The following is a 21,731-nucleotide window of genomic DNA, read 5'->3' on the forward strand; positions in this document are numbered from 1 at the left end:
ATCTTCTGCTTTTATGTTGAATTTTTATGATGATAATTCATTAAATGTCGAACTATTCTTCACATGTAATGAAAAAAATTTCATGGCCCGACAGGATGTAAAAGCTTACAATATCATTCCTTTGTGTCAACAATGGAGATCAGTTCTGCATTGTAGGATCTTATATTTGATCGGTCTCGCCCGAAAGGCGAAATGGCTTGATGTTCTTCCGGCTGCCTCTAAAAAGCGCATGGCCATGCCGATCTGTTTTTTTGCCCGTATCTTGCAGCCTCTGTATTGGGTGTCTTCGCCGGAATCAATCAGGAGCAATGCGTGGGAATGACCGGGGAGCTGAATATCAACACGGATGTGGCTGCGCTCATGGCGGCTGGGCAATGGGATGTCGCTGCCATACTTATCCGCCAGATGCTCGCGGACCAGCCAGACGATGCCGGCGCCCGCATCCTGTATGGTGATTGCCTCTTGCAACTGGGCCAGTTCGCCGCCGCAGAGCAATCCTATCGGGTCGCGTTGTCCGATCGTGGTAGTATGAGCGTGCTTTTGTCCAAGCTCGCGCTCTTAGCCCGGGCGCGCAATAGGTTCGACGAGGCGCTCGGTTATTATCAGGAGCTCCGTGGCAAACCATCGGCCCATGCAGGGGGCGATACGCAGATGGCGGACGAGGCAGCCGCCATCAGGGCCGCTTGGCCCCGGCGACCGGAGGTGTCGCCGGATCAACTTACCATCATTTTCTCCGGATTATCGTTTCCAGGCGTCCCAGCGGTTCATTGGGGGCGAGACAAGGCTTTCTGGCGCTACGCCCCGATCGCTCAAGCCTATATGTCGGTGCTCGATGCGGCCGGATTTTCCTATCGCGTTATTGCTCATCCTGAATATATAGCCGATGCGGCTACGGAATTCGGCACCTCTGACTGCATTCACATCCGTATTGCTCCACCGGATAATCCCCGGCTTTTGAAGGGAGCGTATAATATACTGGTCTGCCCCGCGACGGTTGCCGATCTTCCGATCAGCAAAAAGGAAAAGCATCCCTTTGCCGACTGGATGACGTTGATCGAAGCGTTTGACGAGATCTGGGCGCCGACGCGATACAGCTTCGACATACTTGTCAATTACACTCGCGCGAAGGCGCGCCTCGCGCCGCCGCCTTTAATACCGGTCGGAAACACGGGCCTGGTTGGCGAACCAGAGCGTCGCCGGGCGATCGGTATCCAGACGCTCGACAATCGCAAATTCATTCCTTTAGCGGTTTTTCCGCGCATCCAGCCCCTCTTCAGCAACTGGTCTGCACGTCAGGCACGGACGCTCGGCAGCATCGTCCAAGGCATGATCGAGGAGCCGCGTGTCTTCCTCGCGATGGTCGTCCAAGGTGACAGCCGCCAACACGTCCGGGCCCTTGTGGAGGCGTTCAGCGAGTACCTTCTCTGGCATCCCGACGCGCTGCTGCTGATCCTCTACATGGCGGTCGATCTGCCTCCGGAGGCGATCAATCCCGATATCGCCAGGCATCATCTGGAACTTCCCGATCGGCTGTTGGAAACGCTCTGTTCGGACCGTATCTGGCTTTGTTCCGATCAGTGGAGTCCTGATGCCCTTGCCGAACTCTATGCCATGACCCATTTCTTCATTGGCTGCCCGTCCATTGAAGGGCATTCTCAGATGCTGGTGGACGCGATGACGCACGGCTGCGTGCCGATCATGCCGCGCCATTCAGGGTTATGTGACATCATCGACGATGACAGCGCAGTAGTGATAGCCAGCACGCCCATGGATGATCTGCCGTCAGAGCATCTAATCACGGCCGAAGATGTATCCGATGCCTTGGCGCGGGCTGGAGCGCTCTCCGACGAAGCCTATGCCGCTCTCCAGGCCCAGGCTGTCACAAGCGCGCACAGAATACATGGAGGGAAGAATACGACCGGCCTGTTTCAGCAATTCGTGAGCACGTTACGCGCGGCTGGATCGGCGGACCGCTCATGATCTGGAAAACAGCGGCAGAGTTGCCAGGGGCGTTATCGGGAGACGCGGTATCGGACTCGGGCATTCCCACGGCTGCGCTGGAGATTTCGCCGATGTTCGAGGAGCATTGGAGCGGCATTCCGATGGTCACCGCGGAGTTGGCCGGCCATGCGCTCGGCGACAGCGGTGTCGACTGGATATTCCTGCACAACAATATCGTCATTCCGTATGCACTGGTCGAACTCCTGCTGGTGCGCCGGTCTGGTCGTGCACTTCTGCCCGATCTCGCCGACCTGGCGTATGCGGGAAACCTCATCAATCGCTTCGAAGCCAGCACTCGCGCGTGCGTATGGCCGAACGTCAAATGCATGGCCGGCTGGTTCGCGCGTGAAGCCGTTATCATCCATGATTTGTCGACGTTGATCGCGCCGGAATTCCATAACGACGACACAATCAATTATCATTGTGATCGTGTCCTGCACGACTGCAGGACCTCCGATCATATTTTCTGCGTCTCCGATGCGACACGCAGGGACGTCATCAACTATTTGCGCGTGCCCGAGCGCAAGACCTCGGTAATTCCGCTAGGGGCGCGCTTCGAAGAGTCGGACCTCTATCAGGCGTGCGAGCAGCGTCGCAGCATCGATGTCGAACCCTATATCGTGATCATCGGAACAATCGAGCCTCGCAAGAACGGAGGCATGATCATCGACCTGCTGATGAAATATCCCCATCTTCTGAACGGCTACCAGATCGTCTTCATCGGTCGGGAAGGCTGGCTCGACGAGAAGCAGCGGATCATGGATCAATTGGCGACGTTGGGCATCGCGAGCGACAGAGTTGTCTTCACGGGTTATGTTTCTGACGAGATCAAGACCCGCTTGCTCCTGAACTGCGCCTTCGCCGTCTATCCATCCTTCTTCGAAGGCTATGGCCTTCCGGTGCTGGAATGCGCGGTGCTGGGCAAGCTATGCGTCGCATCGCGGACGAGCAGCATCGTGGAAGTTGCTCCTGACATGTGCATATTCTTCGATCCGACCGATTTGGAGAGTCTGCGCTCTGCGATCGAACACGCTCTTGCCTGCGTCCGGCTGCCGGGCAGGCAGGACCCGTCCTTTATCGATCTGTGCCTCGCGATCGAGGCTCGCGGTTGGCATCATTGCTACAATCATGTCCGCAATTGGCTGATGTCTGGGGAGCCTCACGCGTCATGATCGGGCAGGTTGTGCATCTTGATGCATGGTTCGATGGGGCAACGGGCAGAGTCGAGGGATATGCCGCGCCAGCGGGTGAGATTGCCCCCTGCACGATCCATTTTCGGAATGGTGGTCGCCTCATCGCTGCCGCCCGAGCGGTTCATTTCATGCGCGACGCGACTTACATCCGCGCGGGATGGTGCGGTTTCTCGCTGGGGGTCGTGCCAAGTCTCTTTCTGTTCGATGACAGTCTCGATCTTTGCTGCGCAGCATCCGGGAATGTTCTGCTGAGCTTGTCTTTTGCAGATATTGCTGATGGCTGGGCGGCGTCTCCCACGAAGGCAAGAACTGCCAAGATCATCGACTTCCTCCCCTCGCAAAGCGCTATACCCTCAGTCGAGGCACTCGGCCCGCTGGTGTCACGCATCATCGAGCGTAAGGGGCCGATAGTCGCGGCAGAGGCGATGTATGAGATGCTGCTCCGGCGCCCTGCCGACCCGGGCGGTCTAGTGGAGGTCGCGGGGCGGTTGAGAACCGGCCACGTCAAATTAGCGATGGAGGGGATGCTAGCGAGCGAGGAGTATGCCTCGCTCGCTGCTAGTCGTCGCCTTCTATCGCCCTTCGATTATGGCACCCCCCCTGAAATGGTTCTGGCTTTGGTGGACTAGGCCGTGAACTCATAAAAATGGATCAGGCTGATGCGGCCCTCTTGGCGTTTCGGTGCTGATGAGCACGGCGCCGGATGAAGGCGTGGATCGGGTAGATGTCGAGGAATTTTCCTCGTTGGCCATCGATAGTCAGGGTAAGCTGTTCGCCATCAGAAAGGGAAAGCAAAAGCTTACGGGCCTCGGCGCTCTCCTTTACCTGCGGATCGAATTTTAGGGCCGCGATGTCGCGATAGGCCACGAACCTCTGGTTTGGTAGCAAGCGCAGGCCTTCACGCTCAATGACGAAGATCTTCTCGCCAGAACTATCGCTGTAGATTCCAAGCACCTCTCCTGCGTCGTCGGTGCTGGACCCGCGCAGACCGATGGTGCTCTCCACGGTGCGCTTGATGATCGGATCACACATTGTGATGGTATACTCGATTTTGCCCTTTCGTCTTCATCGGGAACATGATTCAGAATCGGCATGAGCCGATATGATCTGACCGACTTCGAGTGGCGCGTGATCGAGCCGCTGCTGCCCAATAAGCCCCGAGGCGTGCCCCGTGTCGATGACCGCCGCGTGCTGAACGGCATCTTCTGGGTGCTGCGTTCCGGTGCACCGTGGCGTGACCTGCCCGAGCGCTATGGCCCACGCACCACTTGCTACAATCGCTTCGTGCGATGGCGGAAGGCTGGCGCCTGGGACCGGATGATGGATGCCATCACCGCCGCCTATGACGGCGACATCCAGATGATCGATAGCACCTCCGTTCGCGCCCACCAGCAGGCCGCGACGGCAAAAAGGGGGGGCGAGATCATTGTCTCGGTCGCTCCCGAGGCGGCCTCACGACCAAAATCCACGCGGTCGTCGATGCGCAGGGGCTTCCGATCCGGCTCGGCTTAACCGCTGGGCAAGCGCACGACGGCCAGGTCGCTGACACGCTGCTCGACCAACTTGACCCACATACCATCGTGCTAGCTGACAAAGCCTATGACGCTGACCGCATCCGTGAACTGATCGAAGTGCAAGGAGCTACGCCGAACATCCCGCCGAAAAGCAATCGGCGCTGGAAGCCCTGCTTCAGCAAGCGCCTCTATCGCGAGCGCAACCTGATCGAGCGATTCTTCTCCAAGCTGAAACACTTCCGCAGGGTCGCCACCCGATACGACAAGCTGGCCGAGAACTTCCTAACTATGGTCCAGCTCGCATCAATGCGGCTCTGGCTTCGCGTTTATGAGTCTACGGCCTAGCTGATTGATCCCATGGCATCGCGGGGCCCCTGATCCGGAGGCCAGCGATGCCGCGGGCCCGGCATGCGTGTCTATATGCTGCCCAAAAGGTCAGCGTTCGCGCGCTTCCAGCATGCCATGCATCAGATAATGACGCAGGGGGGCAATGCCCGCAGCGGCGACATCCGGATAGCGGGATAGATAACCGTCGCCGTCGAACAGGCCTGACTGCTGCAGCTTTTCGTTCTGGCGCTTGCGCTGCCACCTTAGCGGCATAAAGCGCCACCACCATTTCCCGGGTTTGTCGAGTGCGAAAACCGCCAATTGACGAAGCCATTCCATCTGCTCCCGAGTCTCCCGCAACAACCGCTCGGTTTCGAGGTTCCTCGTTTGCACTACCATCGGCATCGGCTGCCGCGCCGGGATGGCTTGGACTCCGAGGCGCTGCGGGGCCCCATTCGGCGATCCCGCTTCCACGCGCATCCGTGGTAGTGCTGGAGCGGTCAGCGCTTCTGCCGGCTCCGCATCAGTCTCAGGCAACAATGCTCCCGCACTGGCCAGACGTTTCATGAGCATGCTCTTGTCGCGATGCTTCACGGGATCCATCAATGCCGATTGGTAGGGCGGCGCGGCGGCTGGACTCGAAGAGGTAGGCGCAGGTTGCGCTGCCGCCTTCTCAACGGCTTCGCTCAGGGCTGCATTCTTCGATGTCAGCAGGTCGATCTGGTTGTTCAGCCTTTGCAGTTGCGCCTTGGCCGCACCGAGTTCTCGTGATTTTGCATCGCGGTCGCGCGCTAGAGAGGACAACTGGCTTTGATGATCTGCGCGTTGCTCAGCCAGCTTGAATATCCATCCATTCGCGTCCCCCAGCTTGGCCTCTAGGACCGCTTCACGTTCTTCCGCCTCCTTGAGTTCCCGCTCTAAAGAACTGACCCGATCGCGATGCGCAGTGAGCAGTGAAAGCGTTTGTTCGATTTCCTCCTGACGCTGCCGGAGGATATTCTCGGCCCGAGCGATGTCCTGCTCGAGCTTCTTTACCTGTGAACGCGAATCATCCAGCAGCGCCTCGGCCTTGGCCGTGTGCTGTTGCTGTTCATTCTTTTCATTCTGCAGTTGCGCGCTCCGCGCCTCTTCAGCGGCCAAGCGCGTCGTGAGGTCCTTAAGCATGTCGAGCTTTTCCGCAAGGTCAGTTTCCAGAGCTGCCAGCTTGGTGGTCACGCGCTCGCGTTCCTCTCGCGCCGCGTTTTCCATGGATTTCTGCCTGGCGCGATCCTCGTCGAGTTTCTCACGCAATTTCGCTAGTTCACCCTCACGATGCGCGCGATCGGTCTCCATCTCGGCAAGGCGGGATTCCAAGCTGATCCGAATATCTTCGTTCTGGCGTGAGCGAGCCTTCTCGGTCTCCAGCAGTCCGTGCCATACCATGCTGGTATGATCAATGAACTCCTTCTGCTGGTGGATAAGTCCTTCGAGTGTCTTGATGCGCTGAGAAAGCGATTCTGGACCCCCGCTCGCTACTGTATTCACGCTTAACCTCACTTTCGAAAGATGGATGCATTTCTGGACGAATTCAGGTCGCGTCCCTGCCAGTCAGTCACTACTCATAGATTGCCCTTAGAACGCTTTGCCATTCGCCGCCAACCCGTTGTGCAGAATAGCGATCTGCCACAAGTGCCTGTCCCCGATGGGCGATGTCATCGCGCCAGACACTGTCCTCGACCATACGTCGCATATGGCGTGCAGCCATGTCGAGGTCCGGATCAGCCCATGTTTGTCCGGCACCGAAAGGATATTGCCCTTGGCCGACCTGACACAGGGAGGCAGCAACGAGAGCTGCCGTGCCGTGCGTCGTGAAATCCATATTCCCTGAGTGAGCAGTCGCAATCACCGGCTTGCCCAGGAGCATGGCCTCCGCGATGTTTCGGCCGAAACCCTCGCTACGATGTAACGAGACGAAGCAATCGAGAGATCTCCAGAGGTCGAGTAAATCGGCACGGGTGAGGGATTCCGTAATGATGCGGATGCGGTGATCATGGGCCTCTTCGCTTACTAATGCCTGCCACTCGGGATTATCAGAGCGTAGAGCTTTGATGACGAGGCCGACCGACTCATCGTCACGTCCGAACGCCTTATGGAAGGCCGTGATACAATTGCCGGGTGCTTTCCGCGCGTAGCTCGACAGGCCATCGAAGGCGAATCCGAACAGAAACGGGATTGCCGGCAGGTTGAAAGCCCTGCGATCCAAGCCAGAGCTCTCCCGCACAGAGACAGCCATCGGCAGATGCCGAACGGGTTTGGGCGACGAGCGACAATAGGCGTCATAAGTGAATCGGCTCGAAGCCCAGACTTCGTCTACGAGATCATAACTGTCACGCCAGGCCAGAGGCATTTCTGATAGCTCCCAAGGCCAAAACCCGACATTGTAATAATCGGCAAACAGCGCCCGGCCGCGCTGCATAATTTCAGCGGCCGTGCTGAGGGGGCTCATACAGAACATGTTGAAGGCAAATGGAAGGAGATCTCCAGCCTCTGCAAATCCCTGTTCCTCATCGGGCATGGTGATGCCGGGAGAAACATTATGTAGCGAATAAGGGATGTCGACGGCGTCCAGCGCGTAAGCTGCCATGCGAACATCTTCGCTGACGCCGCTTCGTCCGTGGATATGGCCAAACAGATTGACGCCGAAAGGGCGGGCTACAGAAAAAATGCGCGATGGTGGGCGGGCGAGCATGATCTTGGGATGGGTGAGGATCGGAAAGATGCGGCTCCCTTCACAAGCGCACCAGGCGCGGAACTGGGGATCGCTCGGCGACATGAAGCGGGTGGCAAGGGTCTCGTCAACCGACCATATGTAAGTGAGAAGGCGCGGAACATCCCTGAAAGCGTCGTCGGGCGCAAGCAGATGACTTGCCTGCTCATCGTCCAACAGCGCATCCAGGTTGGTTTGGGACAAACCCCGCGCGAACAACCAGGCGAAAAAGGCATTCTGCTGAAGCGCGTTGGCGTGGGCCAGCGGCGTCGATAGTGGCGAGCGGTGGGCTAGGCGATGCATCAGCCATGTAACCGGGATAGGTCCGCGTTGTCTGTACTTGGGATGGGGCCGATTCGCAGCCAAGAGGCCACGGTCACCGACGGGATCGAATTGAAGTCCCATCTCGGCGAAGCCATGGAGGATATACCACCAGTACAAGTCTGCCACGCCAGCGCGCGTATGGAGGTCGAAGGCGGTCTGAAGGTCCTGCCGTTCTTGCCAGATGGCCCGTGCCCGGGCTGGAAGCGATGCGCCGGCCGGCATCTGGGCTGACCCTGATCCAAACCACTGCATGATCCGGCGCGGCAAGATGCCGGCCGTTCTGCTCAATGAACTTCGTCTCACTCGTCCTGCCCTGGTAGCCTACCGTTCATGCCGCGTACTCGGCCGAAATCGAGCGTAAGCCGCTCCTTGCTTTGGCGGCAATGTTTTTATTATCTGTCCCGTCTGCCGCGCTCGGGCGTTGGCGGCAAGCAACGCTGTTGCCACTGATCATGCCACGTGGCATCGACGGCAAGCTCATTCGGGCCTGCATGCGGACTGTTTACGTTTGTGGCATTCGACCAGATGTGCCTGACACGCCGATCGCAGTGGCGTAAAATATAATGATCAGGCGCAGATATGGTGAATAACGGTGACTGAGGTGTTGTTGCTTTCCTTAAATATAAGATGAATTTGTCGAAAGATTTTCTATTGAGGGATTTTCATGAAATTCGCCTTTGTCGTGCAAAATTTGGCGCAGGTGAGCGATTCCGTTGGATATGACTGTATATACCAGTATAAGACAATTAGAGAATTGTATCCTACGGATGGCGGCGTTCGGATTTTTTCAGAAGTATTCGACAGAAGAATTCATTGCGATATAGACATCGAGCCGATGAAGGATTTTTGGGAGGCCGTTGCGGCATATCCCGACGCCTGCATCATTTATCATTTCTGCGATGGCTGGACAGAGATTGACGAATTTCTACGCGAAACGGCGCGCAATGCCGTAATTCGCTGGCACAACAACACGCCGCCATGGTTCTATATCCGGGACAATGTAGATTTCGCTGCCGACTGCAATCGGGGTTACGACATTATCTCCCGGTTCGCGCACGCGGGAAGTGTGCGATTTATGGTCAACTCTGAGTTTACACGCCGACAGCTCCATGCATTGGGTGGGCTGGATTCGTTGATAAATACCGTGTTTCCTGCCAGCACTTTTCTCCTGAAGGATCGCCGCGACAATCGGGCCGCCCTGCCGCAGTCGGCTGACCGCCCGATCGAACTCCTGTTCGTAGGACGGGTGGTGCAGCACAAAGGACATCGACACATCCTTTCAGTTGCCGCGGTCGTGCAGCGCTTTTGCGAGCGTCCGGTCCGCGTGCTGTTTGCCGGAGCACTTGAAGCGCGTCTCCAGAACTATTGGTTAGAGCTGACCGACATTGGGGTGAGGCTGGGTGTCGAAACTGTTTTTCTAGGACTCGTTTCCGACGCTGATCTGGCGGAACTATATGCATCCTGTGACGCCTTCATCTGCATGTCGGAGCATGAGGGTTTTGGCATGCCGGTGTTCGAGGCCATGCGAAGCCATGTGCCAGTTATTGCCTGGTCGACGAGCGCCATGGCGGATCTGCTGAAAGGCCACCCTTTCGCATCAAGTGAATTTTCACTTCATCGGTTTGCCGCTTGTGTCATTGCAGCCATGGAGCCATCCATCAGGCAGCGTGTGATCGCCTTACAGCAGTATGTCCTGGAGGGGTATACTGATGCGACTGTGCGCTCCCAACTATGTGCCGCAATAGCACGGGCAGAAGATTTGGGACTAGATCCGATCTCCGATGCGCCGGCCGTTCCCGATATCGACGATATCGCCACCTTTGTCTCGAATCTCACCGAATGGATAGAGCAAGAAATCGGCACGTCTGTCGAAGTATTCATCCACGACGCCCCCGTGAATTATGTCAGCCTCTATGACATCGCGATCCATGACCGACTCATTCGGGCCGTCTATTTTGATAGACAAGCTCGGGGCGCACGCGCACGCTCCGATCATTTCGATGAGCTGCACCCGTTCCACTCCATCATCCGGCATGCGATGCTGGGCGAGGCGATTGCTGACGTCAATCCGCCTCGTGATCTGGAAACGCTGTTGAGCTTCGACGACGAGGTATTCGTGCGCTTGGCTTATTGGGCGTTGTTGGGAAGGGAGGTCGATTCAGGCGGACTTTCCATTTATCTGCGTCGCATTCGCAAGGGCGAGGATAAACTGAGGCTGCTTCGCGAACTGGCCAGTTCCGCTGAAGGGCGGAAGCATGGCGGGCGGTTGGGAAAGGCGGTTCTGGCGGCCGGCCAGCCCAGCGATATCGTTCGCTTGCAGCAGATGGAGACGACAATCGGGCGGCTGCAGCGCTTCCTCGCCCCTGAAGTGGGCGGGCCGCCGCCTCATGATCCCCTCGGCAGCATTCGCCATGTCGACGATTTGCTGCAACTTAACACCCCGTCATTCATCGACATGTCCTATCGCATTTTGCTTGGCCACGCCGTGGAGGCGGGGCGCATGGACCGCGATCTGGCGGCCCTCCGTCAAGGGCAGTCCCGGCACGCCTTCTTATCAGCGCTGCGAAGGTCATTAACCGAACAGGATCAGATCGGCAGTCTAGAGGGCTTGTCGGCCTATCTCGCAGCACCCGAAGATGGGGCGGATCCCGTGTCGATCCGTGTGGCGCGACTGTCTAATGAGTTGGGACGATTGACTAATCAGTTGGCGCTGTGGGACCAGGCTCCATCGGGCGTTCATGCGCAGGAGCCAGACCGTGCCTTGCTCCGTCTGACTGAACAGGCGGTCCGCACAAGCTCTAGCCCTTCGATGGAAAGCCTGCGGGCGCTATCGTTGGAAAGAGCGGCCGGACGCCGAGAAGCCGTGACCCAATCAGCCGGCTTGTGCCCGGCAGAGACGCAAGCTGGGCCCGGCGAGATCGAAATCCATCATATCCATCAAATTCTGATAAACGACGAGGACCGGATACCTGATGAACTGCCAGACATCGTGCAGCGCAATCGGGACTCGCTCCGTAGGTTCTATCCGGAAGCTGAGTATCGCCTGTGGGGGGCGGATGATCTGCGGCAATTTATCGCAGCGCATTTCGAGCCAGCCGTGGTCGAGGGTTTCGACATCCTGCAGGCCTACGCGCTCAAGGCCGACTTGGGACGATACTGTCTTTTGTATGTTTTTGGAGGACTCTACAGCGACCTCTCCAATCGTTTTCTTTCGCGGTGGCGGATTGCGGAAGGAAAGACGATCGCCTGCTTCCGCGAGCATAAGCCTCTCCATGGCGCCGTGTGGATGCTCCAGAACACCTTGATCTATGCCTCACCGGGGCAACCAGAATTACGACTCGCGATAGATCTCGTACTGGAGAACATCCGTAATCGGGAATATGGAGTCAGTTCCCTTGCGCCAACTGGCCCTATCCTCTTTGGCCGCGCTATGGCTGCAGTCGGCCAGGCGAGCAGCTACCAGATCGGCGATGCGATCAATCTGCCGGTCGAAGGCGGGTTGAACCGTGCCAATTATGTCGATCGGGACGGCACATTGGTCGCGGCGAGGTTGCAGGGCAATGGGGGATGCCTCTCGGAACTCGGCCTGCAGAAGACAAACGTCTATGGTGAGATGTGGAGCCGTCGGGAAATCTACGGCGAAGGTCTCCTACTGTTCGCGCATGATAACCCTGCCGTGGAGACGGCGGAACCGCGCGACATTGCGGGTATCGTTCTGGGCACGCAGGGCAAAGAGCGAGGGATAAGCATTCGTAAGATTGCCTTACCGCGCGGGCAGTACAGGATCACCGCCCGATTCCTCGTGAAGGATCGGCCGGGCGCTATCGGCTTGGCAGTCGATAGCGATGGCGGAACCCGTCAGATCGTGAGGGGCAAGGCCGTGTTGCCGGATGACTGCGGCGACGTCGGCGTCGCAGTCACGCTCGACGAGGCAATGACCGTCGACGTCCATATCCGCGTCGGTCATGCCTTTCACGGTCTCTTCAAACGTCTGATGGTTCGCGGTGTTTCTCAGCACGATTCCGATGTGACACTGACGGAAACCGAAGCAAGTGGTGTTCACGCCCCCGAAGCGAGAAGCGTGACAGTGCAGCCCGTCAGTCACATTCATCATATAGCCTATCATCCCGCCGTCTTGGCTTTGGCGGATGAGAGCGAAATTGCGGAGAACATCCGTCTTGCGGCAGCCTTGCATGATGGGGCGCGGCAGATGGTCTGGACCGAAGCTAGCCTGCGCGAGTTTATCGCGTCTCGCTTCAATGCCGATGTCGTCTGGGCATATGACTGTCTGCCCCAATTTATGAACCGATCGGAACTGGGGCGCTATTGCCTCCTCTATGCATTGGGCGGGCTCTACGTTGATCCGTGGCTCCGGATGGTAAGTCCGATCGGCGTTGCTTATGGCAAGCAGTTGACGTGCTTTCGCAGCGCCGAGGTGGAGGATGGGGCCTCATGGTCGATTGACACCAGCTTGCTTCACGCTGAGCCCGGACGGGCCGAATTCGAGCAGCTCATCGATCAGATTGTCGAAGGCGTGCGTGGCGGGGATTATGGCGCGATACCAACGGCTGTGACCGGGGCAGAGCGGCTGGGGCGGGGCTTGGCGATATCTTATGATGCCAGACGATATTTTGGCGGCGAGATCGTCCCCATGACCCGCGGACGTCCAATCGTCAACGACTGTTTCGTTAGCCAAGATGGACGTCTCATCGCCGTCTGTAAGGGGAGCGACAATCCCATAACACGAATGCGACAGGAAGTCAGGGCGGCGTGGCTGGAAGGGCGCATCTACGCGCATGTCGAAGGGCCGCATTTGCCCCGGCGGGCGCCATTGGTGCAAACTTTAGGCTGATCTGATCCCGGAAAACTCTACCCCAGGGTGGTCCAGAGAATGGTGTCGGATCACGGACGAGCCGTGGTGACATGCTCCCCGAAGTTCCTCCACTCATAAGTAGGGGCCGGCGTTGTCATGGTGCCCATCCGAGCGGGGTTCCACAAGCCGCTTGGCAGCATCGGCGGGCGTCAGCCCGCCTATCCCGCTATGCGGACGCGCATGGTTGTAATCGTCGCGCCAGCTCCTCAGTACCGATCGGGCGGCATGGCTGAGCGATGCGAACAGCGTTTCATTGAGGCGTTCTTCGCGCAAGCGACCATTAGAGCGTGATCATCTTAGGTTGAAGCATAGCCACTATTTCTGAGATAGTTTGCGCACTCGGTGGGGGAGAAGGCGTCGAGCAGTGATCCGATGCGCTTCCATGTTGCCTCGACTGATCGTTCGTTTGCCTTTCGCAAGAGCGTCTTGAGCTTGGCGAAGACCTGCTCGATTGGGTTGAGGTCAGGGCTGTAGGGCGGCAGGAACAGGAGCTTGGCCCCGCAGCTGCGGATAGCCTCACGCACGGCCTGGCCTTTGTGGCTGCCGAGGTTGTCCATGATGACGATGTCGCCCGGGGCAAGCGTAGGGACGAGGAACTGCTCGACATAGGCAAGGAAGAGTTGGCCGTTGATTGGTCCGTCGAGCACGCACGGGGCATCGATCCGGTCGTGGCGCAGCGCGGCGAGGAAGGTCAGTGTGCGCCAGTGACCGAACGGCACTTTCGCGTGCAGCCTCTGTCCGCGCCAGGCGCGACCGTGGGTGCGGGTCATGTTGGTCTTGGCCCAGGTCTCGTCAATGAAGACGAGGCGCGATGGATCAAGCCGGTTCTGGTACTTGCGCCACTGCATCCGTCGGCGGGCGATGGCGGGACGATCCTGCTCGCTGGCGAACAGGCTTTTTTTTGAACGACAGTCCCTCGCGTTCGAGGAACAACCACAGCGCGCCATAACTCGCCTTCACCCCGCGGTCTGCCAGTTCGGCCAGCAAGCCACGCAGCGTCAGATCGGGTTCTGCTGCAACACGCGCCAGCAGCCACTCCCGCTCCGGCAGCAACACCGGCTTGCGGTGCCCGCCCAGTTTGCCTGGGACAACCCCGCCAGTCCGGCGCTGGCGCTGAGACCAACGCACAGCGCTCGCAACGCTCACGCCAAACTGCGCCGCTGCCGTTCGGGCGGAAGCGCCCGACGCCATCGCAGCAACAACCCGCTCACGAAGATCAATCGAATAGGCTCGGCTCATCCCTGCTGGCCTCCTGCCCAGCCAACAGGTTGAATCAGAAAAATCAGCCCGCGTGAATCCCCAATCGATTCAATCAAACAAGATCACGCTCTAGAGCTCTCCACATAGCCGTTCTGCTGCGGTTTGCCGGGCGCGATGTAATGCCACTCGATGCGGCGGTCCTGAGTCCATCGCAGGGTCGCCAGGCTCGTAAGATCAGTGCCGTTATCGCTGACGATCATGAGGGCCTTGCCGCGAGCCACGATGATCGCGTAAGCTCTCGGCTGACACGGGCGCGTGACAGCGACGCCGCGCACGACCTGCTAAAACCGCTTCGTGCGGTGGCGGAAGGCAGGCATATGAGATCGGATGATCGATGCCACCACCGCCGCCCATGGCGGCGATATCCAGATGATCGACAGCACCTCCGCTCGCGCCTAACAGCAGGCGTGACGGCAAAAAGGGATCGAGCTATTGTCCCGGTCGCTCCCGAGGCGGAGTTAAGAACAAAATCCACCCGCTTGTCGATGCGCAGGGGCTCCCGATCCGGCTCGGCCTGACAGCAGGACAGGCGCACGCCGGGCAGGTCGCGGGATCATCTTGGTCCGCACACCATCGTGCTTGCCGACAAAGCCTACGATGCCGACCGCATCCGTGCGCTAATTGAAGGGCAAGGAGCCACGCCTAACGTCTCGGCCGAATTCAATCGGAATTGGAAACCCTGCTTCAGCAAGCGGCTCTACCGCGAGCGTAATCTGATCGAGCGCTTCTTCTCCAAACTGAAGCACTTCCGTCGCGTCGCCACGCGGTACGGCAAACTCGCCGAAAACTTCCTCGCCATTGTCCAACTTGCGTCAATGCTTCTGTGGCTCGGTGCTTATGAGGCTACGACCTAGATGAGATGCCTGAGGAAGTGGCCAAGAAACTGCAGGCGGGCCTGACGAGATCGACGTGATTCGGCCATCCCCTGCCCACAGCTTAAGTAACATTGGGGGGCGGATCCACCCCCTTGCCAGTCCCCTCGCGCCGCCCCGATCGCGCGTCGAGCGCGTGGAGGCGGCGTGTGACGTCCGGGCGGTGGAGGAGCTGTGCGAGCGGCGCGGGCAGGCGGCGTTGCCAGTTCGGGTGTTCGTGGGTGGTGCCCGGGATGTTCACCTGATCCTCGGCGCCGATCAGGTCTTCCAGCGAAACCATGGCAAGCACCGAGCGCGTGCGGGAGATATGGTCCACCGCGGCGTCGACGACCTGTGAGGAGTCCGTGGGCGGGGGGAGGGGCCCGGTGCCGATCGCCTGCCAGAGCAAGGTCCGGTCGCGAGCCCGGATCGCCTGCGCTGCGGCCAGGTCGAACGCCTGGTGCAGGCGCGCGGTCCATTCGAGATCATGGCCGCTCCACCAGCCGGCGAGGGTGGCCGTATCGTGCGTTCCGGTCATGGCGACGCTCTGGGCCTCGTATGCGTCGGGGGGCAGGAAGCGGCCATCGCCCTCCCGCTCGAAGGGGAGGACGCGCATGCCGAGCATGCCGCGGTCATTCGCCCGCTCGCGGAAGCCGGCGGGTATGGTGCCCAGATCCTCGGCGACGATGATCGCATCGTGCCGCTGGCTCTCCAGGGCGATGATGCGCAGCATGTCCTCGAAGGGGCAGGCCAGATAAGCGCCGGCGCTGCTGGGGCTGCCCTCGGCGATGACCCACAGGCGCTGCAGCCCGAAGGCATGGTCTATGCGCACGCCGCCGCAATGGTGCAGGGCCGCGCGGATCATGGCGATCCAGGGCTCGAATGCCTGATCCGCCAGGGCGCGCGGCGAGAAGGTTGTGAGGCCCCAATTCTGTCCCGTCGGTCCCAGCGGATCGGGCGGCGCGCCGATCGTGAGCTTCCGGAGATAGGCGGAGGGGCTGGCCCAGACATCGCTGCCCCGGGGATCGACGCCGACGGCCAGATCCGCGATCAGGCCGATGCCCATGCCGGACGCGCGGGCCGAGGCCTGTGCGCGGGCCAGCGCCTGCGCGGCGAGGCGCTGGCCGAGAAGATGGACGCCAAGCGCGTCGGGATGCGTGGCGATGAACGCGCGGAGCGGGTCCTCGGCCGCCGTCCGCAGATCATCCGACCAGCGCGCGCGGAGCGGGGGCGAGAGATGCAGGGCATCGAACGCGGCGTGCCGGTACAGCGCTTCGCCTTCCCCCGCCGCCCAGTCATGCAGGTCTCGTCGCTGCGGCGCCGTCAGACCGGCATAGCTGCGCTCCAGCGCATCGAGCGCGGCGGGGAGAGCGGCGGACCAGTCGATCAGTGCCGAGGCGTTGACGGTCTCCTGCAGGCCGAGTGGCGCCAGCGCGCTATTGAGAAAGCGGCGGCTGGACGGCGCATAGGGGCTGTAATGCTCCGTGCGCCCGGGAATGAGGGCGTGGACCGGACTGATCGCGAGGAAGGCGGCGCCGCGCGCTCCGAAGAGGTGCGCCGCTTCCGCCAGATCATCCAGCGTGCCGAACGCGCCCGGTCCCCGCAGGGCCGGTATCTGCACGGACGAGCCCCAGCCCCGATCGGGAAGGCGGCACCGCGCCGGCGCGATGGCGAGGACCATTTCATGGCCGTCGACGTACAACCGGTGATAGCCGGTCCGTGCGATGGGCGGCAGGCTGCCCCCGCGAATGGACAGCGCGAGCGGCTCTCCATCCTCCAGGATCAGCTCGGCCCGTTCGTGCCGGGCGAGCCCTGCCGGAAGGGGAATGGGTTGTCCGGCATCGCCGCTGAGGAAGCGCGGGGGCTGGCGTTGCTCCGCCTCGCATCTGGCGAGGCTCTGCGCCCGGTCTGCGGACGTCCCGGCGGGATAACCGAGCGCGCCGAGCACGGCGACGAGGTCGTCAGGGGCGACCTCGGCCGGGCGCCCCTCGGCGTCGGTCCATTGCCTTGATAGGCCCAGAGCGGCCGCGAGCCTGTCCAGATCGGGTTCGGCCCGCATGCCGCCTTCCGTGCTCGTCAGACAGCCGGGGCCTTCTTCTTCGGGCGCCCGGCGCGCCGTGGCGCCGCCGGCGTGGCTTCGGAAGCCTCCGGGGACGGTTCCGGCTGTTCGGCTACGGCCTGCTGGGCCGCATCGAAAGACGGGGCAGCATCACCATCCAGTTCCTGTTCCGCGCGCAACCAGTGGTCCTGCGAACGCCCGTCGGGGCGGCCCTCCGCTTCCCATATGGCATAGGCACGATCCTTGATCGTCTGGTCCCGATCTTCGCTCATTCATGATCCTCCTTCACTTGCCGGTCGGCACAACGCCTAACGCGCCGCGCGCAGTTTGGATGCGACAAGCCGCAAGAGCCTTGATCGAGATTAAGTCCTGCATGTGCGGTCGAGATGGCCGGGAACGTGGAGCCTCATCCATCGTTTCGCTGGGGCAATTCAAAGGAGACTGAGAATGATCAAGCGATTGCTCGTCGGTGCCGCGCTGGGTGTGTGGGGCAAGAAGCTCTATGACGAAGGACGGCTCGATCCCTATATCGCCAAGGCCAAGTCGAAGGTGGACAGCTATGCGGGTACGGACACGGCCACGGCCGGCCCCGCCAAGGCCAAGACAGCCACCACGCCGGCTGTCTGAACTGCATGCGTGGGGCGGGGCTTTGCTGCCTCGCCCCGTCGGCCTATGGCGAAGGTCGGGCCGCTCATTCCCACTCCCGGATCAGACTGCCCAGCTGGGCAGGTGAGAGCGGCTGTTCCAGCTGGTCGCTCGTGCATTGTTCCGGCGCTTTGTCCGGCCGCCAGCGCAGCAGCCGCGTGCCGTGGCGGAATCGCCCGCCGGTCACCTGATCGTAGCGGACCTCGACGACCAGCGAGGGCTTGATCGGCAACCAGTCGGAGGTGCGCTTTCCGCTCCACCGGCTCGGCCCGCCAGGCGCCTTGCCGGTGAAGCCGGGCGGCGCGACGAGCGGCAACAGACGGTCTCGAAGTTCCCTGCGCTGGTCGCGCGCTATCGCGCTGGTGAAGCCGACATGATTGAGCTTCCCGTCCGGCCCATAGAGGCCGAGGAGCAGGGAAACGACCGCGCCGTCGGCTTCCCGAAAGCCGCCGACCACGCAGTCGGCCGTGCGCTGCTGCTTGATCTTGGCCATGGCGCGCTCTCCGCCGCGATATGGAGCGTCGCGCCGCTTTGCGACAATGCCGTCCAGTGCGCCGCCGGTCCGGTCGAGCCAGGCCTTCGCCTGCCTGGCATCGCGTGTCATTGGAGAGAGGTGAAGGACGGGAGAGCGGATGGTGGCATGCCAGGCTTCCAGGGCCGTGCGGCGTTCTTCGAGGGGGCGGTCCGCCAGGCGGGTGCTGCCGCGATGGAGCACATCGAACAGCATGATCTCGGCGGGAGTTTCGCGCGAGAGGCGCGCGATCCGCGACGCGGCGGGATGAAGGCGCTGCTGCAGGGCGTCGAAGGACAGCATGTCGCTCACCGGCAGGATGATCTCCCCGTCGAGGCTCAACGCCCGATCACCCAGAGCGCCGATGGCGGCGGCAAGTTCGGGAAAGAAGCGGGTCAGGCTCTTTCCCGACTTGGACTTGAGCTCCACATCCGGCCCATCCTTGAGGATCAGCACCCGGAACCCGTCCCACTTGGGCTCGAACTGCCATCCGTCCCCCGATGGAAGCTCCGCGACGAGCCTGGCTTCCATCGGGAGTAGGTCATCAAACCAGGCGCGCAGCCTGCCCGCCATCAGGCGAGCTTCAACCCTTCCTTGTTCATGCTCGCGGTGAGCCGGGCGCCCTCGGAATCCGAGATGGCAGCGGCGAGGGCGGGGAACAGCGTCTCCTCTTCCTCCGCGATATGGGTTTCGAGCGCCGAACGCAACTCGCCGACCTTGGAGAGGAAACGCGGCGCATTGGGCGCCATCATCTCGAGCTCGAACAGGGCGTGCTTCACGTCGCCATGATCGGTGATGAGTTGCTCCGCTTCCTCGGCCAGCCCATGATCCCGCATGGCGGGGTAAATGACATTCTCTTCCTCGAAGGCATGCTTGCCGAGCAGATGCTTGATCTGCGTGAGCAGCATGGAGCGTTTCGCTTTCTGGGTCTCTTCCGTCGCTTCGAGCGCATCGAGCAGGCGGAACACGATGCGGTGCTCGGTCTGCAGCGCTTTCTGCCAGTCCCGTCGCAGCAGGCTGGGACCCTGGACAAGGAGCTTGCGGCCGAAATTGGCGGCGAGCCCTGCGGCCATGCCGATCGCAGCGAAGCCGACCAGCACGGCTGGAGAGGGAACGGCCTTGGGCCGGGCGAAAGCGTCACTGATTTTCATGTCGATTGCTCCGTCGCAAGGGGGACATCTAGAGAACCGCTGCCGGAGCGTTGGGTTTCCGGTGCTTTCGGGCGCATCCGGCGGGGCAGCTCGATGGCCATGGTGAAGCTCTGCTCCTGCCAGTCCCGCCGGACGTAGAGCGCATCGTCGCCCGCAGTGAGCGTGTATCGTCCCATCGCGAACAGCTCGGGCTGCTGGCGCCGACGGGCGAGCAGGTCGCGGGTCAGGTCCAGCTTCCGGGCATCGCGCGCGTCCATGTCCGCGCTCGCGTCCCAGTCGACCGGCCGGCGATTGTCGGGATCGGTGAGCGCAATGCTCGTCAGCTCGGTGCCCTGATAGATGTCCGGGATGCCCGGGGCGGTCAGTTGCAGGGCCGCCTGCGCGAGGACGAGGTCGCTGTGGATCGCTTCGAAGGCCTGCCGCTCCTCGGCCGACCAGATGAGATGATCGGCGAGTTCCTGCATGAGACGAGTCGCGACCGCCGCGGCGCTTTCCTCCGTCTCGATCGCGGGATCTTCGTGGCTGGAGTTGTCCTTCGCTTCCCGCATGGCCTTTGCCAGATGGTCGGCACTGCGCGCATCCCTGTCCGGTTCCCGGTACATCATGAGCGCGACCTGCGCGGCATAGATGCCCCAGCGTTCCGGGAGCGCGCGCTCGGCCGCGAGCGTGCGCCCGCGCGCGTACAGCCGCTCGCCCAGCGCGGGCAGATAAGTGAGCGCGATGATGGCCGCGCGCGCATCGGCCGAGCGCTTGGTGTCATGGGTGGAGAGGCCCGTCAGCGCGCAGGGCGTTTCCTGCGCGCGGGCAGCCATGCGCTGCTCGAACGTGGCGGGGTCGGTCGGCTGGAGATCCGGTTCGGCGCCGACCTCGCAAAAGGGGAGATAAGCGACAGAACGGAAGAACACCGTGTCTTCCTCCGATTTCGCGGTGAGGGCACCGGTCAGCTGTTCGAAGCGGGCGGCGAAGGTGCGGGCCTGCGGATCGTCGGGCGCCGAAAGCAGGTTGAACACCGGTCCGAGCGCTTCGCTCGGCAAGCGGTCCGCCCGGGCGGCTTCCAGCGCGCCTGCCAGTCGGGCACCCGGCGGCAGCGCGTCAGCAGCGTAGGAGCGATAGACCGGCCAGTGGAGAGCAAGCTGCGCAATGGCGGCCCGCACCGCCTGCGCGGCGGGAAGCGAAGCGGCAAGGGCCTGCGACGCGGCATGGCTCACGCGGTCCAGCTCGGGTGCGAAGACATGTTCGAGCAAGTGCGCCCGCACGGCCCGCACTTCGGCCCCGCTGTCTGCGGGGAGGCAACCATTCGCGGCCTCCCGAAGCGCCTGCAGTCCGTCCGGCGCGGTCAGGAGCTGCGTGACGGGCGCCATGAATTCATAGCCGCTCATGCCCTCCACGGGCCAGCTGGACGGCATGGCCTCGCCTTCCTTGACGATCTTCTCCACCCAGATCGGCAGGACCCCGACCGCGTCCCGGAGGCGGCGCAGATACGCGCCGGGGCGGGCAAGGCCATCGATATGGTCGACCCGCAGGCCCTGGATGTGCCCGGCCTGCACCTGCCGGATGATCCAGCGATGCGTGAAGTCGAACACGTCGGGGTCTTCCTGGCGGACCCCGATCAGGCTGCTGATGTTGAAGAACCGACGATGAGTGATGGCGTCCGCGCTGATCCGCCAGTGCCCCACGCTCCAGTGCTGCCGGTCCAGCAATTGCCGGAGGGTTTCACCGGTGAGCGCTCCGTCCGGCGGGAGCGCGGAGAGGGAGCCCTCGCGCAGGGGATAATCCTGATCATAGATGCGCAGCGCCGGCACATCCCCATCCCCGGCGAGCGAGATGTCGCCCGCCGCGAGCAGGTCCGCCGGCGACCCGTCCAGCACGGCGAAATGCAGGGGCCCCCTGCGCCAGTCGATGTCGAACATGGCGGCATAGCGGCTGGCGGGACCTTCCCGCATGACGTTCGCCAGATAGGGATTTTCGGGCGACAGCACCATGTGGTTGGGCACGATGTCGAGGACCAGCCCCATGTCGGCATCCCGGACCGCGTGGGCGAGCCTCTGGAACGCGTCCTCCCCACCCAGCGCCGGATCGACCTCATTGGGATCGACCACGTCATAGCCGTGAGTCGAGCCCGTCGCGGCCGTGAAGAGCGGGGAGAGATAGAGGTGACTGATGCCCAGCGTCCGGAGCCAGGGGATGCGAGCGCGCACCGCGTCGAGGTCCACGCCGTTGCGAAGCTGGACGCGGTATGTGGCGACGAGGCCGGGGGCAGCGCGATGGGCCATAGC

Annotated in this window: 16 protein-coding genes and 2 pseudogenes; 7 read left to right on the top strand and 11 right to left on the bottom strand. The window is 61.4% G+C overall.

The window, feature by feature from the left end; translation table 11 throughout:
• Positions 1-276 precede the first annotated feature (276 nt).
• Genes SLG_RS05000 through SLG_RS05010 form a run of 3 tightly spaced genes read left to right on the top strand, consistent with a single transcriptional unit; the run spans position 277 to position 3,823 of the window.
• Positions 277-1,980 (top strand): tetratricopeptide repeat protein, encoded by a 1,704-nt coding sequence (locus SLG_RS05000; protein WP_158512680.1) that lies wholly within the window; start codon positions 277-279, stop codon positions 1,978-1,980.
• On the top strand, positions 1,977-3,173 hold the full coding sequence (locus SLG_RS05005; RefSeq protein ID WP_083853311.1) for a glycosyltransferase family 4 protein: 1,197 nt from the start codon (positions 1,977-1,979) through the stop codon (positions 3,171-3,173). Before SLG_RS05000 ends, SLG_RS05005 begins: the two co-directional genes overlap by 4 nt.
• On the top strand, positions 3,170-3,823 hold the full coding sequence (locus SLG_RS05010; RefSeq protein ID WP_041391735.1) for a hypothetical protein: 654 nt from the start codon (positions 3,170-3,172) through the stop codon (positions 3,821-3,823). The genes SLG_RS05005 and SLG_RS05010 overlap by 4 nt, the downstream gene beginning before the upstream one ends.
• A gap of 22 nt (positions 3,824-3,845) precedes the next feature.
• Here the strand turns inward: SLG_RS05010 and SLG_RS05015 are convergent, their stop codons facing one another.
• Positions 3,846-4,226 carry a hypothetical protein gene (locus SLG_RS05015; protein WP_014075350.1) on the bottom strand — a complete coding sequence of 127 codons (381 nt, stop codon included), beginning with the start codon at positions 4,224-4,226 and terminating at the stop codon, positions 3,846-3,848.
• A 60-nt stretch (positions 4,227-4,286) separates the two neighbouring features.
• Between SLG_RS05015 and SLG_RS20780 the strand changes: the two genes are divergently transcribed.
• A protein-coding gene (locus tag SLG_RS20780) for an IS5 family transposase (protein WP_148276491.1) occupies positions 4,287-5,053 on the top strand; the annotation gives its coding sequence in 2 pieces (ribosomal slippage) (positions 4,287-4,611 and positions 4,611-5,053; 768 coding nt in all).
• Between the two features lie 90 nt (positions 5,054-5,143).
• Here SLG_RS20780 and SLG_RS05030 read toward each other — a convergent pair.
• Together SLG_RS05030 and SLG_RS20260 are read right to left on the bottom strand one after the other, a co-directional pair.
• Positions 5,144-6,559: a hypothetical protein gene (locus SLG_RS05030; RefSeq protein WP_148276492.1), complete on the bottom strand. Its 1,416-nt coding sequence runs from the start codon at positions 6,557-6,559 to the stop codon at positions 5,144-5,146.
• Between the two features lie 70 nt (positions 6,560-6,629).
• Positions 6,630-8,357 carry a glycosyltransferase family 4 protein gene (locus SLG_RS20260; RefSeq protein ID WP_014075354.1) on the bottom strand — a complete coding sequence of 576 codons (1,728 nt, stop codon included), beginning with the start codon at positions 8,355-8,357 and terminating at the stop codon, positions 6,630-6,632.
• Between the two features lie 412 nt (positions 8,358-8,769).
• Between SLG_RS20260 and SLG_RS05040 the strand changes: the two genes are divergently transcribed.
• Positions 8,770-12,957, top strand: coding sequence for a glycosyltransferase (locus tag SLG_RS05040; RefSeq protein WP_014075355.1), 4,188 nt, complete (start codon positions 8,770-8,772; stop codon positions 12,955-12,957).
• 93 nt (positions 12,958-13,050) lie between these two features.
• On the opposite strand, the pseudogene SLG_RS05045 reads toward SLG_RS05040, so the two are convergent.
• From SLG_RS05045 to SLG_RS20790, 3 genes and pseudogenes are all read right to left on the bottom strand, one after another.
• Positions 13,051-13,260 (bottom strand): annotated as a pseudogene (locus tag SLG_RS05045) (integrase core domain-containing protein); the annotation flags it as partial.
• A 14-nt stretch (positions 13,261-13,274) separates the two neighbouring features.
• Positions 13,275-14,217 (bottom strand): IS630 family transposase gene (locus SLG_RS20785; RefSeq protein ID WP_014077526.1). Its coding sequence is split into 2 segments (ribosomal slippage): positions 13,275-13,880 and positions 13,882-14,217, totalling 942 coding nucleotides; the frame shifts between segments, so codons are not numbered across the junction.
• Positions 14,218-14,312: 95 nt separating this feature from the next.
• Positions 14,313-14,521, bottom strand: a pseudogene (locus SLG_RS20790) (integrase core domain-containing protein); the annotation flags it as partial.
• Between the two features lie 292 nt (positions 14,522-14,813).
• Between SLG_RS20790 and SLG_RS22435 the strand changes: the two are divergent.
• Positions 14,814-15,092: an IS5/IS1182 family transposase gene (locus SLG_RS22435; RefSeq protein WP_014075359.1), complete on the top strand. Its 279-nt coding sequence runs from the start codon at positions 14,814-14,816 to the stop codon at positions 15,090-15,092.
• Positions 15,093-15,174: 82 nt separating this feature from the next.
• On the opposite strand, the gene malQ is transcribed toward SLG_RS22435, so the two are convergent.
• Both malQ and SLG_RS05065 read right to left on the bottom strand, forming a co-directional pair.
• On the bottom strand, positions 15,175-17,148 hold the full coding sequence (gene malQ, locus SLG_RS05060; protein ID WP_014075360.1) for a 4-alpha-glucanotransferase: 1,974 nt from the start codon (positions 17,146-17,148) through the stop codon (positions 15,175-15,177).
• Positions 17,149-17,165: 17 nt separating this feature from the next.
• Positions 17,166-17,420: a DUF2934 domain-containing protein gene (locus SLG_RS05065; RefSeq protein ID WP_014075361.1), complete on the bottom strand. Its 255-nt coding sequence runs from the start codon at positions 17,418-17,420 to the stop codon at positions 17,166-17,168.
• Between the two features lie 175 nt (positions 17,421-17,595).
• Between SLG_RS05065 and SLG_RS20265 the strand changes: the two genes are divergently transcribed.
• A complete protein-coding gene (locus SLG_RS20265; protein ID WP_014075362.1) occupies positions 17,596-17,775 on the top strand; it encodes a hypothetical protein in 180 nt (59 codons plus the stop codon).
• A 64-nt stretch (positions 17,776-17,839) separates the two neighbouring features.
• Here SLG_RS20265 and SLG_RS05075 read toward each other — a convergent pair whose 3' ends face one another.
• From SLG_RS05075 to treY, 3 genes are read right to left on the bottom strand one after another with little or no spacing between them, the layout of a single operon-like run.
• Complete coding sequence (locus SLG_RS05075) at positions 17,840-18,877, bottom strand: ATP-dependent DNA ligase (RefSeq protein ID WP_014075363.1); 1,038 nt, start codon at positions 18,875-18,877, stop codon at positions 17,840-17,842.
• Entirely contained in the window at positions 18,877-19,455 is a 579-nt protein-coding gene (locus tag SLG_RS05080; protein WP_014075364.1) for a hemerythrin domain-containing protein, read from the bottom strand. The genes SLG_RS05075 and SLG_RS05080 overlap by 1 nt, the downstream gene beginning before the upstream one ends.
• Positions 19,452-21,728 carry a malto-oligosyltrehalose synthase gene (treY, locus tag SLG_RS05085; protein WP_014075365.1) on the bottom strand — a complete coding sequence of 759 codons (2,277 nt, stop codon included), beginning with the start codon at positions 21,726-21,728 and terminating at the stop codon, positions 19,452-19,454. Before treY ends, SLG_RS05080 begins: the two co-directional genes overlap by 4 nt.
• Positions 21,729-21,731: the final 3 nt, after the last annotated feature.

Source organism: Sphingobium sp. SYK-6, from assembly GCF_000283515.1.
Lineage (GTDB): Bacteria > Pseudomonadota > Alphaproteobacteria > Sphingomonadales > Sphingomonadaceae > Sphingobium > Sphingobium lignivorans.

What these genes read in the sequence shown, in the direction of transcription:
- SLG_RS05075 (WP_014075363.1), bottom strand. Translation starts at nt 18,877, where the DNA reads ATGGCGGGCAGGCTGCGCGCCTGGTTTGATGACCTACTCCCGATGGAA.
- malQ (WP_014075360.1), bottom strand. Translation starts at nt 17,148, where the DNA reads ATGCGGGCCGAACCCGATCTGGACAGGCTCGCGGCCGCTCTGGGCCTA.
- SLG_RS05005 (WP_083853311.1), top strand. Translation starts at nt 1,977, where the DNA reads ATGATCTGGAAAACAGCGGCAGAGTTGCCAGGGGCGTTATCGGGAGAC.
- SLG_RS05065 (WP_014075361.1), bottom strand. Translation starts at nt 17,420, where the DNA reads ATGAGCGAAGATCGGGACCAGACGATCAAGGATCGTGCCTATGCCATA.
- SLG_RS05040 (WP_014075355.1), top strand. Translation starts at nt 8,770, where the DNA reads ATGAAATTCGCCTTTGTCGTGCAAAATTTGGCGCAGGTGAGCGATTCC.
- SLG_RS20260 (WP_014075354.1), bottom strand. Translation starts at nt 8,357, where the DNA reads ATGCAGTGGTTTGGATCAGGGTCAGCCCAGATGCCGGCCGGCGCATCG.
- SLG_RS05080 (WP_014075364.1), bottom strand. Translation starts at nt 19,455, where the DNA reads ATGAAAATCAGTGACGCTTTCGCCCGGCCCAAGGCCGTTCCCTCTCCA.
- SLG_RS20265 (WP_014075362.1), top strand. Translation starts at nt 17,596, where the DNA reads ATGATCAAGCGATTGCTCGTCGGTGCCGCGCTGGGTGTGTGGGGCAAG.
- SLG_RS05010 (WP_041391735.1), top strand. Translation starts at nt 3,170, where the DNA reads ATGATCGGGCAGGTTGTGCATCTTGATGCATGGTTCGATGGGGCAACG.
- SLG_RS05015 (WP_014075350.1), bottom strand. Translation starts at nt 4,226, where the DNA reads ATGTGTGATCCGATCATCAAGCGCACCGTGGAGAGCACCATCGGTCTG.
- treY (WP_014075365.1), bottom strand. Translation starts at nt 21,728, where the DNA reads ATGGCCCATCGCGCTGCCCCCGGCCTCGTCGCCACATACCGCGTCCAG.